General features: G+C 64.8%; 16 protein-coding genes and 1 CRISPR repeat array. Of the genes, 10 read left to right on the forward strand and 6 right to left on the reverse strand.

The features are described from left to right. Nucleotides 1–22 precede the first annotated feature (22 nt). The 3 genes from ACZ5BT_RS00955 (at nucleotide 23) to ACZ5BT_RS00965 (ending at nucleotide 2,174) form a co-directional block, all read left to right on the forward strand. On the forward strand, nucleotides 23–787 hold the full coding sequence (locus ACZ5BT_RS00955) for a TIGR00282 family metallophosphoesterase (protein WP_464884770.1): 765 nt from the start codon (nucleotides 23–25) through the stop codon (nucleotides 785–787). A gap of 98 nt (nucleotides 788–885) precedes the next feature. Next, nucleotides 886–1,632 carry a metallophosphoesterase family protein gene (locus ACZ5BT_RS00960; protein ID WP_464884771.1) on the forward strand — a complete coding sequence of 249 codons (747 nt, stop codon included), beginning with the start codon at nucleotides 886–888 and terminating at the stop codon, nucleotides 1,630–1,632. Between the two features lie 2 nt (nucleotides 1,633–1,634). Further along, the gene (locus tag ACZ5BT_RS00965; protein ID WP_464884772.1) at nucleotides 1,635–2,174 is read left to right on the forward strand and encodes a LabA-like NYN domain-containing protein; all 540 of its coding nucleotides are present in this window, start codon (nucleotides 1,635–1,637) and stop codon (nucleotides 2,172–2,174) included. A 55-nt stretch (nucleotides 2,175–2,229) separates the two neighbouring features. On the opposite strand, the gene ACZ5BT_RS00970 is transcribed toward ACZ5BT_RS00965, so the two are convergent. After that, nucleotides 2,230–3,384: a phenylacetate--CoA ligase family protein gene (locus tag ACZ5BT_RS00970; protein ID WP_464884773.1), complete on the reverse strand. Its 1,155-nt coding sequence runs from the start codon at nucleotides 3,382–3,384 to the stop codon at nucleotides 2,230–2,232. 301 nt (nucleotides 3,385–3,685) lie between these two features. Here ACZ5BT_RS00970 and ACZ5BT_RS00975 point away from each other — a divergent pair, with 301 nt between their 5' ends. Then, nucleotides 3,686–4,780 carry an integrase core domain-containing protein gene (locus ACZ5BT_RS00975; protein ID WP_464884672.1) on the forward strand — a complete coding sequence of 365 codons (1,095 nt, stop codon included), beginning with the start codon at nucleotides 3,686–3,688 and terminating at the stop codon, nucleotides 4,778–4,780. Between the two features lie 129 nt (nucleotides 4,781–4,909). Then, nucleotides 4,910–5,526: direct repeats of the CRISPR family, unit length 36 nt; unit sequence GTCGCAAAGCCCGAATGCCTCGTAGAGGATTGAAAC. Nucleotides 5,527–5,660: 134 nt separating this feature from the next. Here the strand turns inward: ACZ5BT_RS00975 and ACZ5BT_RS00980 are convergent. Both ACZ5BT_RS00980 and lepA read right to left on the reverse strand, forming a co-directional pair. Continuing rightward, nucleotides 5,661–6,941, reverse strand: coding sequence for a class I SAM-dependent methyltransferase (locus tag ACZ5BT_RS00980; RefSeq protein ID WP_464884774.1), 1,281 nt, complete (start codon nucleotides 6,939–6,941; stop codon nucleotides 5,661–5,663). A gap of 90 nt (nucleotides 6,942–7,031) precedes the next feature. After that, the gene (gene lepA, locus ACZ5BT_RS00985) at nucleotides 7,032–8,840 is read right to left on the reverse strand and encodes a translation elongation factor 4 (RefSeq protein WP_464884775.1); all 1,809 of its coding nucleotides are present in this window, start codon (nucleotides 8,838–8,840) and stop codon (nucleotides 7,032–7,034) included. 75 nt (nucleotides 8,841–8,915) lie between these two features. Between lepA and ACZ5BT_RS00990 the strand changes: the two genes are divergently transcribed. After that, nucleotides 8,916–9,566 carry a DUF3108 domain-containing protein gene (locus ACZ5BT_RS00990; protein WP_464884776.1) on the forward strand — a complete coding sequence of 217 codons (651 nt, stop codon included), beginning with the start codon at nucleotides 8,916–8,918 and terminating at the stop codon, nucleotides 9,564–9,566. 14 nt (nucleotides 9,567–9,580) lie between these two features. After that, nucleotides 9,581–10,873, forward strand: coding sequence for a histidinol dehydrogenase (hisD, locus tag ACZ5BT_RS00995; protein WP_464884777.1), 1,293 nt, complete (start codon nucleotides 9,581–9,583; stop codon nucleotides 10,871–10,873). Nucleotides 10,874–10,924: 51 nt separating this feature from the next. On the opposite strand, the gene ACZ5BT_RS01000 is transcribed toward hisD, so the two are convergent. Both ACZ5BT_RS01000 and ACZ5BT_RS01005 read right to left on the reverse strand, forming a co-directional pair. Continuing rightward, entirely contained in the window at nucleotides 10,925–11,416 is a 492-nt protein-coding gene (locus ACZ5BT_RS01000; protein ID WP_464884778.1) for an adenosine-specific kinase, read from the reverse strand. Between the two features lie 68 nt (nucleotides 11,417–11,484). Further along, nucleotides 11,485–11,721, reverse strand: coding sequence for a DUF1059 domain-containing protein (locus ACZ5BT_RS01005; RefSeq protein WP_464884779.1), 237 nt, complete (start codon nucleotides 11,719–11,721; stop codon nucleotides 11,485–11,487). A 103-nt stretch (nucleotides 11,722–11,824) separates the two neighbouring features. Between ACZ5BT_RS01005 and ACZ5BT_RS01010 the strand changes: the two genes are divergently transcribed. Genes ACZ5BT_RS01010 through aroH form a run of 4 tightly spaced genes read left to right on the forward strand, consistent with a single transcriptional unit; the run spans nucleotide 11,825 to nucleotide 15,661 of the window. Then, on the forward strand, nucleotides 11,825–12,922 hold the full coding sequence (locus ACZ5BT_RS01010; RefSeq protein WP_464884780.1) for a CofH family radical SAM protein: 1,098 nt from the start codon (nucleotides 11,825–11,827) through the stop codon (nucleotides 12,920–12,922). Further along, nucleotides 12,922–14,064, forward strand: coding sequence for an amidohydrolase family protein (locus tag ACZ5BT_RS01015; protein WP_464884781.1), 1,143 nt, complete (start codon nucleotides 12,922–12,924; stop codon nucleotides 14,062–14,064). The genes ACZ5BT_RS01010 and ACZ5BT_RS01015 overlap by 1 nt, the downstream gene beginning before the upstream one ends. Nucleotide 14,065: 1 nt before the next feature. Next, on the forward strand, nucleotides 14,066–15,280 hold the full coding sequence (locus ACZ5BT_RS01020; protein ID WP_464884782.1) for a chloride channel protein: 1,215 nt from the start codon (nucleotides 14,066–14,068) through the stop codon (nucleotides 15,278–15,280). Nucleotides 15,281–15,292: 12 nt separating this feature from the next. Next, nucleotides 15,293–15,661 carry a chorismate mutase gene (gene aroH / locus ACZ5BT_RS01025; protein WP_464884783.1) on the forward strand — a complete coding sequence of 123 codons (369 nt, stop codon included), beginning with the start codon at nucleotides 15,293–15,295 and terminating at the stop codon, nucleotides 15,659–15,661. A gap of 4 nt (nucleotides 15,662–15,665) precedes the next feature. On the opposite strand, the gene ACZ5BT_RS01030 is transcribed toward aroH, so the two are convergent. Then, nucleotides 15,666–16,730 carry a pyridoxal-phosphate-dependent aminotransferase family protein gene (locus ACZ5BT_RS01030; RefSeq protein ID WP_464884784.1) on the reverse strand — a complete coding sequence of 355 codons (1,065 nt, stop codon included), beginning with the start codon at nucleotides 16,728–16,730 and terminating at the stop codon, nucleotides 15,666–15,668. Nucleotides 16,731–16,758 lie beyond the last annotated feature (28 nt).

Genomic DNA, 16,758 nt, shown 5'->3' on the forward strand with positions numbered 1-16,758 from the left:
TTCCCAACCTTACAATGACGGTATGCGTCTTCTCTTCATTGGCGACGTCATGTCCGAACCGGGCCTCAGAGCAGTGAGCCTCCACCTGCCCGACATCCGCGGGAACTATGACCTGGTCATCGCAAACGCGGAGAACAGCGCTGGGGGCAAGGGTCTTTCCAAAAAGGCTTACCGGCGCCTCCGCGACGCCGGTGTGGACCTGATCACCCTCGGCAATCACGCCTGGGACAACCGCGAGGTCTACGAGCTGATCGAGCGCGAGCCGATCTTGCGCGCCGCCAACTACCCTCCGGGCACGCCGGGAAAGGCTTGGGAAGTCCTCGAGGTCCGAGGTCAGCGCCTGCTGGTCTTCCAGCTCATGGGGCGGATTTTCCTTGAGCCAAACCTCGACTCGCCCTTTCAAACCGCCGATCGGGTGCTCGCCGAAGCACGTCCGTATGACTACGCGCTGGTCGACGTTCACGCCGAGGTGACCAGCGAGAAGTACGCCCTCGGCCACTATCTCGACGGCCGCGTTTCGGCCATCCTGGGTACCCACACCCATGTCCCCACCGCCGACGCCGGTTTCCTGGAAAAAGGCACCGCCTACCAAACCGACGTCGGCATGACCGGCACCTACCACTCGATCATCGGCGGCGACGCCGAAACTTTTCTGCAGCGTTTCCTCACCGCCCGGCCCCAGCCCTTTCGGGCCGCCAAGGGCCCGGCGCAGTTTTGCGCCACCGAGCTGGTAATGGAAAACGGAAGGGCAGCGTCGATCAAACCCTACTGCTGGCAAGAACCCTGAGCCAGTACCCACGGGCCTTTCCGCATACCTCTGCAAGGTCGGCGGCTCTGCCTTTCCCCTGAGCCCCTTCCCCGGCGATGGCGTAGAATATCCGGAGCATGCCGCGTCTCTACCACGTGTCGGATATCCACGTCGGCTCTGCCCATTTCCAGCCAGAACTCTTCGAGAGGCTCATTGAAGAGATTAATCGCGACCGCCCCGATCTCGTGGTCCTCGCGGGCGATCTCACCGACAAGGGCCTGGCCAACCAGTACCGGGAAGCGAGGCGCTGGATCGAAAGGATCGAGGTTCCTCTGCTCATCACGCCCGGGAACCACGACTCGAGAAACGTCGGTTACGTCCATTTCGAAGAACTCTTCGGGCCCCGTTACAAAACCCACCGCCTGCCGGGGGTCTACTTGATCGCCGCCGATTCCTCAGAACCCGACCTCGATGAGGGTCGCATCGGACGCACCATCTACCCCTGGCTCGAGGAGGCCCTCGCCCACGCCGAGGCGGGCGAAACCAAGGTGTTCGTCACCCACCACCACCTCCTCCCCGTGCCCGGTGCCGGGCGGGAGCGAAACATCCTTCAGGACGCCGGCGATCTGCTCAAGATCCTGGTCGACCACGAGGTCGCGCTGGTCCTCACCGGCCATAAACACGTTCCCTGGGTCTGGCGCTTTGAACACATGCTGATCGTCAACGCGGGCACCGCCACCACCAACCGGGTTCGGGGCAAAGGCACGCCGAGCTACGCGGTGGTCGAGATCGAACCCGACCGGATCTGCGTCCGTCAACGCTATTACGGGGTCAAACCCGATGACGTTTTCGTCCACGAACACCCGAGCAAGGGGGAGGAATAACCATGGCCGAATGCCGGGCACGTCCGCGGGTGGGTCTCTTCGTTGACACCCAAAACCTCTACCACTCTGCCCGTGAGAACTACGAAAGGAACATCAACTTCGAGAGTCTCCTCAAGTTCGCCACCGAGGGACGCGAGCTCGTCCACGCCATCGCCTACGTGGTCGAGCGCGAAGGCGACACCTCGGCCTGGCCGTTCATCTATAAGCTCTCGACCATCGGCTACCGGGTCCGCCGCATGACGCTCCAGCTGCACCACACCACCGACGAGGGTAAGCCCATCTACGAGGGCAACTGGGACATGGGCATCGTGGCCGACATGGTGCGGTTAATGGACAGCCTCGATGTCGTGGTCCTGGGCAGCGGCGACGGGGACTTCGTCGACATCCTCGAGGTCCTCATGGACCGGGGCATCCGGGTGGAGGTGGTGGCCTTCCGGGAAACGACGGCGCAGAAGCTGATCGACACCGTCGATCGCTTCACGCCACTGCCCGACATTCCAAACCCCTTCATGCCGAGCAAGGATAAAAACGGAGAACGCTGACCCCCCGTCGTGACAAGCCACGCGGGGGGATAAAAACCCGGGTGCCATGCGCCCCTCAGGCAGGGGTGGCACCGTCTTCCGCCGAGCGGCGATCTTCCAAAAGTCCGCCCTGGACCTCAGGCAAAACCTCGATTCGGTCAACCCGAAGGCCGGTGCGCTCGCGCAACGCGCCTTCCAGCCCTTCAGGAACGGCATCGCCCTGGATCTCGAGGATCAGCGCGTCGGTGCCCGAAGGCTTCTTCTCGATCACCACCCGGTAGCGCTCAACCCCGTAGGCCCGGAGCAAGGGCGCGAGTTCGCTGGGATAGAGCTTAACCCCCTTGACCTTCACCATCTGATCGACGCGGCCGATGACACCTCGAGGGAGGTACACCCGCCCGGCCCGGAGGCCGCCGAACAACGCCAGATCGCCGGTCTGGAAACGAATCATGGGCATCAGCGTCCGGGTGAGCGAGGTTACGACCAGTTCGCCGCGCTCGCCGGCAGGCACCGGCTTGGCGGTCGTGGGATCGAGGACCTCGAGCACGGCCATGAGCGGAAGTTCGTAAAGCCCATCCTGGTCGCTGTTCTCCCCTGCCACGAGTCCCAGCTCCGAAGAACCGAACACATCGAAGGCCTTCGCCCCCAGGGCCGCCTCGACCCGCTCACGAAAACCGGGGACCGAAGTGAAGGGTTCACCGGCCGCAATCATTTTCTTGACCCGAACCCCGGCCTCGGCGAGTCGCAACGCGAACGATGGGTTAGTCACCAGCGTATCGATCTGAAAACGGGAAACCAGCTCGGCCACCCGCGCCGCCTCGCCCGGCCCGTGGGGAAACACGGCAACGCCGGCGCCCATTAGGGCCTGGTGGAAAAGCCACCCGCCAGCGAACACGTGATAGCTAAAGGTGACGAGGGCGGAGCGTCCGAGCCCCAGGGTCTGGAAATATGGAGCCAGCCCCTGCCACTGGAGCTCAACATCGGCCAGCGACATAAATTCCGGCATCCAGCCAAGCCGCGGGCTGGGGGTCAGATGGACCAGCGCCGCACCGTCAGGCACTTCGGGGTGGTCCTCCAGATAGGCGAGCCATTCCTCACGCGGCGTGAGCTCGATTTCCTGGAGGTCGCTTTCTTGAAACGTTTCAGGGTCAACGTTCCGCAGCTTTTTCTCGTAGATGGGATGCGCTTTCGCCGCAGTAATGACGCGCCTTAGACGCTCCAGTCTTTCCACGGTTGCCTCCTATGCCGCTCAGTTTACCTGACGGCTTCTCATAATCCAGAGACACCCGCCTGCGAGCGCGGACGCCACTTATGCAAGGTGCCCACGGTGCTTAAAAGAATATCCGATAGCCAAGGCCTTTTCGTGATGCATACGGTCGTTGTGTTCAGCCATCGCGTGCGTCCCGCTTGGGGACGCAAAAACCCCGCCCACAAAGCCCAGTTCCTCCCGGTGCCTGAACCCGGACAGACACATGTGAGACCGAATCGATAAGAATGTGGGGACCACTCCAGGAGAGAGGAGGTCCCCACGTATGCAGCTTACAACGGTTGGCCGGGAGGTATGGAGGGGGGCGAGGAAAGCCCAGGTGCTCCAGGAGGCTGGAGCGGGCGACCCCACGGTCCAAGACCGTCTGCGAAAGCTCAAACAAGTCGAGGCGTTCCGGAAACACAAGGTGGACTGGTCCGAGATCCAGTCCCTGGTGGGAATCAGCCGGGCCACCTACTACCGCTGGGAAAAGCGACTCAGGGAAGAAGGCCTCAAAGGCCTTGTGCCCAGATCCAAACGCCCAAGGCGGTTGCGACGAAAGCTCCACTGGACGCCCGAACTTCTCATTGCGATTGAAACTTTGAGGAAGCAAAACCCCACCTGGGGCCGCTGGCCGATCTGGCTGGCCTTGGGGAAGCAAGGCTTTGGGGTTAGCGAACGCACCGTGGGCCGCATCCTGGCCCACCTGGGAGCGCACCGTCGTGTTGAAAGCGTGGCCGCCTTCCTGGCCCGGGCGAGACGGGGGAAGGTGAAGCGAAGGCCCAGGCGCCCCTACGCCAGGAGGAAACCCAAAAGCTACGTCGCCTCCTCACCCGGCGACCTGGTTCAGGTGGACACCCTTACCGTGACCCTAGGACCCGGGGAGGTCGTCAAGCATTTTTCGGCGGTAGACCTTTACACCCGCTTTTCCCTGGCCGAGGTGCACACCCGGGCCACGGCCAACCTAGCAGCTGGCTTCCTGGCCCACCTCATCACCCAGGCCCCCTTTCCCGTCAGGGCCATTCAGGTGGACGGGGGCAGCGAGTTCATGGCCGAGTTTGAGGAAACTTGCCAACGTTTGGGTATCGAGCTCTTCGTGCTGCCCCCGAGAAGTCCCAAGCTCAATGGCCACGTGGAGCGGATGCAGCGGACCTTCAGGGAGGAGTTTTACACCCGGCCGTTGCCTTCCCGGATCCCCGAGCTCCAAAGGGAGCTCGACGCCTACCTGGACTACTACAACCGCAGGAGGCCCCATCGTGCGCTCAACGGCCTTGCGCCTCTTGAGTTCCTGGCTATGATCCAAAAGGAGTCGGTCCCCAAAAGAGTCTCAGATGTGTTGACCGATTACACGGCCTTGCGCCTCTTGAGTTCCTGGCTATGATCCAAAAGGAGTCGGTCCCCAAAAGAGTCTCAGATGTGTTGACCGATTACAGTGCCTTGTGCATAACGCCGCCGCATGCGAAAATGGGTTCAACAACGCCTTGGACAAGGGCACCCCCTGCCCTAAGAGGTCGCAAAGCCCGAATGCCTCGTAGAGGATTGAAACCACAACCACCTGCACCGAACCGCCCTCACCGGTGACCGTCGCAAAGCCCGAATGCCTCGTAGAGGATTGAAACATGATTCAGGGCATTCCCGCCGCTAGGTACTTCGGTGGTCGCAAAGCCCGAATGCCTCGTAGAGGATTGAAACCACAACCACCTGCACCGAACCGCCCTCACCGGTGACCGTCGCAAAGCCCGAATGCCTCGTAGAGGATTGAAACATGATTCAGGGCATTCCCGCCGCTAGGTACTTCGGTGGTCGCAAAGCCCGAATGCCTCGTAGAGGATTGAAACTGTCTTACACTCCCCTTGCGATGAATACGCAAGTCTTGTCGCAAAGCCCGAATGCCTCGTAGAGGATTGAAACATGGCCTGTTGGACCAGGTCCTTAATTCTCGTGTCTGGTCGCAAAGCCCGAATGCCTCGTAGAGGATTGAAACAGGCTAACGCCTATGAAAATGCTGCGATGGAGATCGGTCGCAAAGCCCGAATGCCTCGTAGAGGATTGAAACACATGATTCTTTTTCGCTTGCAGTCGAACGAGATTGTCGCAAAGCCCGAATGCCTCGTAGAGGATTAAAACACCTCATAGCCGGCCCATCCCACCAGGGGTGCAGCGGGTCGCAAAACCTGAAGGCCTCGTCGACGACTCAAGGATGCTTAGACGCCCCCAGCGGAGACCGGGGGCGTTCTTTGCATGGCTTTGGACCTGGCAGGTCAGCCTCGAGGGCAGTAGAGGTCAGCGCGAGAGAGCGGAAGCGTCACGCCCCCGCCTTCCTCCGGCTTGGCCAGGAGCACCTGGTGCACCGCGAGGTGACCGGCAGCGAACTGATAGGCGGATGCGCTCATGTAGAGCCGCCAAAGACGCGCGCGGGCTTCGCCGACCTCCCGCACCGCCTCGTCGAAGCGCGCATTCAGCCTTGACACCCAGTGGCGGAGCGTTTTGGCGTAGTGAGGGCGCAGGTCCTCGACGTCCCAGACCTCGAACCCAGCTTCCTCAGCAGCTTTCAGATGCTCCCACAGCGGCAGGATCTCCCCGTCGGGAAAAACGTAGCGGCGGAGGAATTCACCCGAGGCCAGGGTCGGGGAAAAGCGGCTCGGAACCGGACCCCGGGTGATGACGTGGTGGAGCATGAGCCCGCCGGGCCGCAAGCTCTGGTAAGTGACGCGGAAGTACTCGGGGAGCTTTTCACGCCCCACGTGCTCGGCCATCCCCACGCTGACGACCTTGTCGAAGGTCCCCCGAACGTCGCGGTAGTCGAGGAGCTCGATCCGCACGCGGTCCTCGAGGCCCTTCTCCTTCACCAACGCCCGGGCATACTCGACCTGGCGCTCGGCGAGCGTCACGCCGAGCGCTTCGGCGCCGTAGCGCTCAGCGGCATGCACCACGAGCCCGCCCCACCCCGCGCCAACGTCGAGCAAGCGCTCGCCAGGCCGGAGCCTCAGTTTTTTCAAAGTGTGGTCGAGCTTTTTCTCCTGCGCCTCGTCGAGGCTCTCGTTGCCGTCGGGGAAATAGGCGCAGGAATAGACCATGCGTTTATCGAGCCAGAGCTGGTAGAACTGGTTGGAAACGTCGTAGTGGTACTGAATGGCCTGGCGATCACGCTCTTTCGAATGGACCCGCCCCTTCAACCGGGCCCCGACGCCGAGGTCGCGCAGGCCTTTTTTGAGCGCCGCGACGTCTTTGAGCACCACGGCCCACTCCAGCGGATTCAGACGCGGCGCCAGCGACTCAACGATGCCGAGGGCCTTCTCCAGGTCGCCCTCAACGTCGAAGTCGCCCTCGAGGTACGCTTCCCCAACCGCCAGATCGAGCGGTGGCTCGAGGAGCCTGGCCAAAAACTCCGGTCGTCTCAGAACCAGGACGACCTCTTCCCCATCCGGTGACTCCGCGGGCAGGTAGGTCCCGTCCCAAAACCGGACGCCAAACGGCCTCGGCGAGGGGAAAACCCGCTGAATCAAACGATACGCCACATCCCTGACGTTGTCGGCTGTCACAAAAACCTCCTCCGCGCCCCAGGGGCGCTTTTTCAAGCACTACACTTTCGAGTGTAGTGCGGTACCCATGAGCGCGGATGAAGAAAGCGATTACTCTTCGCGACCCGCTTTGAGAACCGCCAGGAACGCTTCCTGTGGAACGTCGACCTGGCCGATGGCCTTGAGTCGCTTTTTCCCCTCTTTCTGGCGTTCCAGGAGCTTTTTCTTCCGGGTCACGTCCCCGCCATAGCACTTAGCGAGCACGTCCTTCCTCAGCGCCTTGACCGTGGCCCGGGCAATGATCTTGCCCCCGATCGCGGCCTGGACCGCCACGGCGAACTGCTGGCGGGGAATGACCTCGGCCAGCCGATCGACCACCTGGCGGGCGATGCGGTAGGCCTTCTCGCGATGGGCGATGAAGGCGAGGGCATCGACCTTATCGCCGTGCACCAAGATATCGACCTTGACCAGGTCGCCGGGCCGGTAGCCGATCTGCTCGTAGTCCATGCTGGCGTAGCCTCGGCTGATGGATTTCAGTCGGTCATGGAAATCGTAGAGGATCTCGCCGAAAGGAACCTCGTAGATGAGCTCGACCCGCTTGCCGTGGTAGAGCATGTTCTGCATCCGGCCGCGCTTTTCCTGCAAGAGCTGCATGATGGCCCCCACGTAATCTTCCGGGGCGTAGACCGAGAGGCGGACGTAGGGCTCGAGGATGGCCTCGATCTCGGTGGGGTCGGGAAGATCGGAGGGGTTGTGGATCTCGATCTCGCGACCGCCCTTGGTCTGCACCTTGTAGACCACGTTGGGGGCGGTGGCGATGAGCTCAAGGTCGAACTCCCGCTCCAGACGCTCCTGGACGATCTCGGCGTGCAGCAGACCCAAAAACCCCACCCGAAAACCAAACCCCAGCGCGTCGGAGCTCTCGGGCTCGAAGGTGAGGGCGGCGTCATTCAGGCGAAGCTTTTCCAGCGCGTCGCGGAGCCGGCCGTAGGCCTGGGAATCGACCGGGAAGAGCCCGGCGAACACCACGGGCTTTGCGGGCTTAAACCCGGGGTAGGGGGCGTCGGTGGGTCGCTCGTCGTGGGTGATGGTGTCACCGACCTGGGCGCTTTGAATCTCCCGGATCCCGGCCATGAGCCAGCCAACCTCGCCGACCCCCAGCGCCTCCGTGGCCTCGATGCCGCGCGCTCGGAAAACCCCAACCCGCTCCACCTCGTAGGCCTCGCCGGTGGACCAGACCCGGATCCGATCCCCCGGCCGCACGCTGCCCTCGAATACGCGGATGTAGGGGACCACCCCCTGGTATTTGTCGTAGACGGAATCGAAGATGAGCGCCTTAAGTGGCGCGTCTTCGCGGGCCCTGGGCGGGGGAATCCGCTCGACGATGGCCTCGAGGACCTCGACCACGCCCTCGCCGGTCTTGGCCGAAGTGAAAATCGCCTCGTCGGCGGCGATACCGAGGGTCTCTTCAATCTCCAGGGCCACCTCCTCGGGGCGGGCATTGGGCAGATCGATCTTGTTGATCACCGGGATGATGGTGTGGTCGTGCTCCAGGGCCAAAAAGAAGTTGGCGATGGTCTGCGCTTCCACACCCTGCGAAGCATCGACCACCAAGAGGACGCCCTCGACCGCGGCCAGCGCCCGGCTGACCTCGTAGTGAAAGTCAACGTGGCCGGGGGTGTCGATGAGGTTGAAGATGTAGGTACGGCCGTTCCGGGCTTCGTAGTTCAGACGGACCGCCGCCGCCTTGATGGTGATACCGCGCTCGCGCTCGAGGTCGAGCTTATCGAGGAACTGGGCCCGCATTTCGCGTTCGCTGACCGATCGGGTCACCTCGAGGATGCGGTCGGCCAGGGTCGATTTGCCGTGGTCGACATGGGCGATGATCGAGAAATTGCGGATACGCTCGGGATCGGTCACAACCCCTAGTCTACGAAGCCAAAAGGCAACGCGCCAGCGCCCTTTTCAGGGCATGGAATTGTTAGGATGGGGCCAATGAGGGCGCCCTTGGAGCTGAAATACGCCCTAACGTATGCGGGCATGCCCGCGGGCGAACAAACACTGACCCTTGAGCGCAAAGGACGGGGGTTGCGCATGCGTCTTCTGGCCGACGTGCGGCTCCCCCTGCCACGAACCCGGCAGGAGTGGATCAGCGAGATGGACGCGAGCGGCCTGCCACTGCGCTACAGCGAACGGGTCGAGGGTCGGGAGACTCGGGTCTTCGACCTCGAGTTTCTCCGCAGCGAAGGCGTGGTGGTGGGCAAGGACGTGGTGCTGCCCTATATCGTCGATTACCACGACCCCCTTTCCCTCATCCTGGCCCTTTCGCACTTCCAGGGCGAGGCGCGCACCCTCCACCTGGTCGGGGGGCGGGTCCACGCGACCGTAGTCGGGGAAGAGACCCTCAACTTTCCCTGGGGCCCGATCCACACCCGGGTAATCCGGCTTCGCCCCGGTTTGAGCCTCATCTATTACGACTCGGAGGGAAGACCTGTTCGCTTCGTGCAGCAGCTGGGCCAGCACTACTTCGAAGCCAACCTCACCGAGGCCTACGAGGGCACGAGCAAACCTTCGGAGCGCCCCAACACGAAAAAGCGACAAAGGCGCAAAAAAGCTACCCAGCGAAGGAGAGCCATCTCCCGGTAGACGGAGGCGTGTTCATGAAACGATACACTGCCAGCGAGGTCGAACCGCGCTTTCGGGCGCGCCGGCTCAAATACCCCAAAAGCGCAAGGCTTGCCGCGAGCATCGCCGAGCTCTTCGGCACCCCGTTGACGCCCGAAGAGGCCGTCCGACGCATTGTGAGCGAAGTGGCGGAGGAAGGCGACCCGGCGCTCGATCGCTGGAGCCAACGGCTCGATCGTTCGCCCGCCTACGAGGTGCCGAAAAAGCAGTGGCGCGAGGCCTACGATGGCCTGGCGAGCGAGCTGCGGGAGGCCCTCGAGGCCGCCCGAACCCGCATCCGGGATTTCTATCGCCAGGAACCCCGGGGGGGCTTCGTCAAAGCCGGACCCGACGGGCTCACGGGCCAGCTCGTCCGTCCCCTGGAGCGGGTCGGGGTGTACGTCCCGGGCGGCGGCGCCCCGCTTCTTTCCACGGTCCTGATGACCGTCGTGCCCGCCCGCGTGGCCGGGGTGAAGGAGATCATCATCGCCACCCCGCCCGACCCGCACCCCGCCATCCTGGCCGCGGCCTGGATCGCCGGCGCCGACCGGCTTTTTGCCATGGGCGGCGCCCAGGCCATCGCCGCCCTCGCCTACGGCACCGCGCGGGTGCCCCGGGTGGAAAAAATCGTCGGCCCGGGGAACCTGTTCGTCACCCTGGCCAAGAAGGAAGTCTTCGGCGACGTGGGGATTGAAGGCTTGGCCGGCCCCACGGAAACGCTGATCATCGCCGACCAGACGGCGAACCCCGCCCTCGTCGCCGCCGACCTTTTGGCCCAGGCGGAGCACGATCGCCTGGCCGAGCCCTGGCTCATTACCCTGAGCGAGACCTTCGCCGACGCGGTCGAGCGCGAGGTCGGGTCCCAGCTGGCGGAACTCCCCCGCCGGGAGGTGGCCGAAAAAGCCCTGGAAAACGGCGGCATCATCATCGCGGAAAGCCTGGAAGCGGCGATGCGCCTCGCCAACCTCTACGCCCCCGAACACCTCTGCCTCTCGGTCGAAGACCCTTACGCCTGGCTGGGCCAGGTGCAAAACGCCGGCGGCGTCTTTCTCGGGGAGCATTCGGGGGAAGCCTTCGGCGACTACATCGCCGGTCCGAGCCACGTCATGCCCACCTCGGGAACGGCGAGGTTCACGGCCGCCCTGGCGGTCCGCGACTTCGTGAAGGTGATCCCCTTCGTAAGCCTCAACCCGGAGACCGCCGCCCGCCTCGCCACTCCCGCCGCCCGGCTGGCCCGGAGCGAGGGCCTCGAGGGCCACGCCCGGGCCCTCGATCGCCGGGGCAACTAGGCTTTTTGGGCCGGCGGTTCTTCCCCGCCGTGGCGTGTGCCACGGCGGTTTTTACCCGCCCAGCTTGTAGCCGAACTTACGGAGGAGCCCAATCCGCTCCCGCACGTCCTCTTCTTCCTCGACTCCAAGCGGCGTGAGCCCGTCGAGGACCCCCAGGACTCCGCGCTGCTCACCCGCTTCGGCGACGACCACCTGGATCGGATTCGCAGTGGCGGCAAAAAAGCGTACGATCTCAGGAACCCGCCTGAGGTGGGGCAAAACGTTAATGGGATAGACCCCCGCCCCCAGGGCCACGATGAAAAAGTGACCGGCACCCACGCGTAAGGCGTTGGACACCGCCAGACGGGTGAGCTCGGGGTCGGTTCCCGAATGCCGGACCAGCCGGGCCTGGCTGGCCTCGTTGAAGGCGAGCCCGAAACGGATGCCGGGCACCGCCCCCACCAGGGCCTCGTGGATATCCTCCACCGTCTTGATGAAGTGCGCCTGGCCCAGGATCACGTTGACTTCCTCGGGCTTTTCGATGGCCACCAGCTTGAGTTCCATGTTCTATAACTACCATCAAAATCCGGCCCTGGCCACGGGGGCCCGGCCGGACAAAGGGCACGCGACCGCTAATGCGCTTCGTGCATGGCCATATGCACTTTTTTCATCATCTCTTCGGCGGTCTCGGTCATCTCGTGGTCGGCGCTGGCATGGGCCATGACCATGTCCATGACCTCACCCTCCGTATCCGCACGCACCACCTCGTCGCAATCAAATCCCAAATCCCTGCAGTGGACTTCCATCATAGAGTCACCTTTCGCTTTCTCGACCGTACACGACGCCGCGCCGGGGGCCTTGAGGGCCACGCGCTCACCTTCTTCCCTGGTTCATGCCATTCTACCACGGCCCCGGGTCTCCCCCGACCCCGCTACCCTGGCGCGCCGGGCAACGAAATGTCAGGATAAGGCCATGGACCTGCTCGAGAAGGCCGTGGCCGGACACCGTCTTGACCTCGAGGAGATCGAAGCCCTCGACCAGTTCCCGCTCTCCGAGCTCGCAGCGGCCGCCCATGAGCGCAGGCTCAACCAGGCCGACCCCCGGGTCGTGACCTACCTCATCGACCGCAACATCAACTATTCCAACGTTTGCACCATCGGCTGCCCCTACTGCGCCTTCTGGCGGGCCCGCAAAAGCCCCGAGGCGTACGTCCTCTCATACGAGGAAATCAGCCAAAAGATCGCCGAACTCGAGGCCGTCGGGGGCCGGCGCATCCTCATGCAGGGCGGGGTGCACCCCGATCTTCCCCTCTCCTGGTACGAGGACCTGCTCCGTTACCTGAAAACCCACCACCCGAGCGTGCGCATCGACGCTTTCAGCCCCGAGGAGATCCTCGGCCTGGAACGCCTCACCGGCTTTCCGGCCAAGGAGATCCTGGCCAGGCTCAAAGACGCTGGGCTCGACGGCATGCCCGGGGCCGGGGCCGAGATCCTCGTCGACGCCGTGCGGCACCGCGCCGCCCCGCGCCGGATCCCGACCGCGGACTGGCTCCGGATCGTCGACGCGGCCCAGAGCCTCGGCCTTTACACCCTGGCCAGCATGGTCATCGGCTTCGGCGAAGGCCCCCGCGAACGGGCGATTCACCTCGACATCATTCGCCGGCAGCAGGACAAAGCGAAAAACGCCTACGGCCAAGGGTTCGCGGCGTTCGCCATGTGGACGCTGCAGACCGAGGAAACCGCCTACCGGGGCCGCGCCCCGGGCGCGACCGCCCACGAGTACCTGAAAAACCTCGCCATCGCCCGGCTCGCGCTCGACAACATCCCCAACCACCAGGCGAGCTGGCCCACCATGGGTTTCCGCGTCGCCCAGCTCGCTCTCCACTACGGCGCCAACGACTTCGGGTCGACCATGCTCGAGGAGAACGTGGTCAGCGCCGCCGGCGGCTACGATCGAACCCGGGCCACGGTTCAGCAAATCCGATCGCTCATCCGTGAGGCCGGCTTCATTCCCAAAGAGCGGGACGTGTATTACAACCTGGTCGGGGAAAAAGCCACCGAAACCGCGTGATGCCAGGGTGCGAGCGCGTCGCCACGGAAAGTAGAGAAACCGTTCTGCTCAGCGCTCCGCTGGGGATTTTGGGTCCAGAGGGGCCGAGGCGAGACGTAGCCATCCTTATCGAGCGCGGCCGGATCCGAGAGCTCGGGGACCTGGCCACGCTCGAGGCGCGGTATCCAGACCTTCCCCGGCGGCGCTTTCCCAACTACCTGGGGCTGCCCCCGGTCAACGCCCACACCCACCTCGACGTCGGCGTCATCCCCACCTACCGCGGACCGTTCGTAGGCTTTATCGAACGGATGATTCAGATCGGGGCGACCAGGACCCTGGGGACGGCGCGAAAAGCGGCAACGCACCTGCGGCAGACGCTGGTCGGGGACATCGTGGCCAAGGATGCGGCCCTCGTCGAGTGGTGGCTCACCGAATCGCCGTTTCGGGGCGTGGTCTACTGGGAGGTGGTCGGGCTTCTCCCCCCACACCGCGAGAAGGAGCTGATCGAACGAACCCGGGACCGCATTCGGCGCTGGAAAGCGCTCGAGCGTCCTCGAGGACCTCGCCTGGGCCTCTCGCCCCACGCGCCATACACCCTGACCCCAAGCCTCATGCGCGCACTGGCGGAAATGGCCCGGGAAGAGGGGATCCCCCTCCAGATCCACGCCGCGGAGAGCCAGGCCGAGTACGACTACTTCCACGACCGAACGGGGCCGCTGGCCGAGTTTCTCCGGTCCCGGGGCGCGCCGCCAGACCTCCACCCGGTCGGGCTCTCCCCGATCGCCTATCTCGCATCGCTCGGGGTGCTTAAGGCCCAGCCCACGCTCGTCCACGGGGTGAAGGTCGACGAGGGCGACGTCCAAACCCTGGCCCAGGCGGGGGCGACCGTGGTGAGCTGTCCACGATCGAACATCAACCTCCAAAGCGGACTCCCCCCCTACGACCTCTACCGAAAACACGGGGTGACCCTGGCGCTCGGCACCGACTCGCTGGGCAGCGCCGAAAGCCTCGATGTTTGGGACGAGGTTCGGGCGCTTAGGGTCCAGGGCATCGACCCGGAAGGCGCCATCGGCTGGGCGGTGCTTGGCGGGAGGAAAGCGCTGGGGCTTGAAATCCCGGTCCTGCGACCCGGCATGGCATCCGAAAGCATCGTAGGCTGTTAACGTGGCCCATCTTCTCCTGCTCTACGCCGCCACAGGCGCCGTGGTGGGCATGTTAGCCGCGGCGCTCGCCCGGGTACTGGCCTTTCTTCAGGCGTGGTGGCTGGGGGGCGTGATCGGCTACCTTCCGCCAGGCCCCTCCGGAGAAGGCGGGCTCGGCCAGGTCTTCAGCAACCCGACCCCGTGGGTGGGGCTGCTCTTGGTCCCGGCGATCTTCGCCCTGGCCTCCTTCCTCGGCTCGAACCGGGGCCTCTCCCGGCTCATCCTCGCCTTCCACTCGGATGAGCGCATGCCCCTCACCACCCAGCTCCGATACATCGCCGGCAGCCTGGTCGAACTCACGGCGGGAAGCCCCCTGGGGCGCGAGGGCCCGATGGCCGTGCTCGGCGACTGGGTTGGGCGGCGTGCGACGAAGTGGATCGGGCCGGCGGAAGAGGCCAACCTCATCTTCGCCGGGCTCGCGGCTGGCTTTGCCTCGGCGTTCCACGCCCCCCTGACGGGGGCGCTGCTCGCGACCGAAATCTTCTATAAAGGCTTTCGCCTCGAGGCCCAGGGGCTCACCGCCGCCCTGGTTGGGGCCTTCGCCGGGTTTGCCGTTTCCGGCGCCTTTCTCGGCTACGGACCGCTCATCGATCTCGCCCCGGGCAGCATCGGTCAGATCGATATCCTCGCGGCTTTGGGGCTCGGCCTCGCCGGGGCCGCCGGGGCCAGCCTGCTCAGCAGCCTCACCCACGCCATTTCGGGCCTGAGGCAAAGGCTCACCTTCTGGCAGCGCCACCTGCTCCTCGGGCTCGCGCTCTCGGCGCTCGCCACCGCAGCCCCGGAGGTGCTCGGCGACGGACTCGGGTGGATCGAGGTCTCGACAGCACCGGTTCTCGCCACGGCAACGCTGGCGGTTCTCCTCGCCCTGCGCTTTTTGTTGCAGTCGCTCTTCGTGGGGCTCGGCGGCTACGGGGCGCCGCTCACGCCCACCCTGGTGCTCGGCGGGCTCTTGGGGTTGATCTTCGCCCGCGCCCTTCCCTGGCCGGTGGACCCCGAGGCCATGGCGCTCGCCGGGATGGCCGCCCTGCTGGCGAGCGCCGTCCGAACACCACTGGCGGCGGTGGCTTTGGCGAGCGAGCTCGCCGATTACCGGGTCCTCCCCGTTGTACTCCCCGCCGTGGTGCTCAGCTACCTCCTGAGCAAGGACACGCTGCTCCCCGAGCAACGGCCTTCGTAATACAATCGCGCCATGGTCCGAGGCATCCGCGGCGCGATCACGGTGGACGAAGACACCCCCAAGGCCATCCACGAAGCCACGCGCGAGCTTCTGCTCAAGATCCTACAGGCCAACGGCATCAAAGATCACAGCGAAATCGCGGCCATCATCTTCACCGTGACCGAGGACCTCTCTTCAGCCTTTCCCGCTGAAGCGGCACGCCAGCTGGGCATGAACCGGGTGCCGCTCCTTTCCGCGCGCGAGGTTCCGGTCCCCGGAAGCCTGCCCCGGGTCATCCGGGTTCTGGCCCTTTGGAACACCACCCGCAACCCCGAGGAGGTGAGGCACGTTTATCTGCGCGAAGCCACCAGGCTTCGCCCCGACCTCGAGAGCGCTCAGTAGCCGCTCAAAGGACCTCGGCCAACACCGCCCGAACGGTCTCGAACGCCCAGGCCTCACCGGCTTCATCGAAGTAGCCCATGAGCGAAACGCGAAAGATCCGGCCCTTGAGCGGGCCCTGGCCGCCGGCGATGACCGCGCCCCGGCGCAGGAAAGCGTCCTTGAGCGCGGCATAACTGAGGGAAGGCGGAAGGTAAAAGGCGGCGGTCGCCGGGCTCCGAACTTCGGGGACCGGCCTCAGCCCAGCCTCGAGTCCGAGCTCATAGAGCCGGTCATTGCCCCTTTGCTTGCGTTCCAGGTGACCCTCGAGGTCAGCGAGCAGCACCTCGAGCACCTCGCGCGCCGCGACCAAGAGCTGAACGGCGGGGGTAAAGGCGGCCTCGCCCTGACGCTGCTTGGCGAGCTCAGCTGCGAGGTTCGTGTAGTAGCCCCGGGGCGCGAGCCGGGACAGGGCCCGCGGCCCCAGGGCGACGAACGAGAGCCCCGGGGGGAGCATCAACCCTTTCTGGCTCCCGGTCACCGCCGCGTCCACCCCCCAGGGGTCAAGGGCGAAGGGGGCGACGAAGAGGCTCGTCACCGCGTCCACGACCACGAGGGCTTCCGGACAACACGAGCGAATGGCCCCGGCGAGCGCGGGCAGGGGGTGCAGGACGCCGGTCGAGGTCTCGGAATGGGTCAGTAGGGCGCCGGCGATGGGCTCATCCTCGAGGTCCCGCGCCACATCGGCCTCGGTGAGGGCATGGCCCCAGGGATAGTCGCGGCGGTAGACCTCGAGCCCCCAGGCCTCGGCGATCTCGGCCCAGCGCTCGGAAAACTTGCCCGCCACCGGAACGTAGACCCGTTCGCCTGGGCGAAAAAGCCCGGCGAGAGCCGCCTCCATGGCCCCGGTGCCGCTCGCTGTCAGCGCCACCACCTCGCCCTCGGTGGTAAACGCGCAGCGCATCTGCGCCCTGACCTCCATGAGGACGCCCTTCGCTTCCTCGGTGCGATGGTGGAGCTGGGGCCTGGTCAGAGCCAGCCTGGCCCTGGGGTGAAGCTCGACCGGTCCTGGTGTCAAGAGTCGCACTCGCACGCCTCGACCTCCACCTGGTGGCGGACGC

The sequence above is a fragment of the Vulcanithermus mediatlanticus genome, from assembly GCF_055385885.1.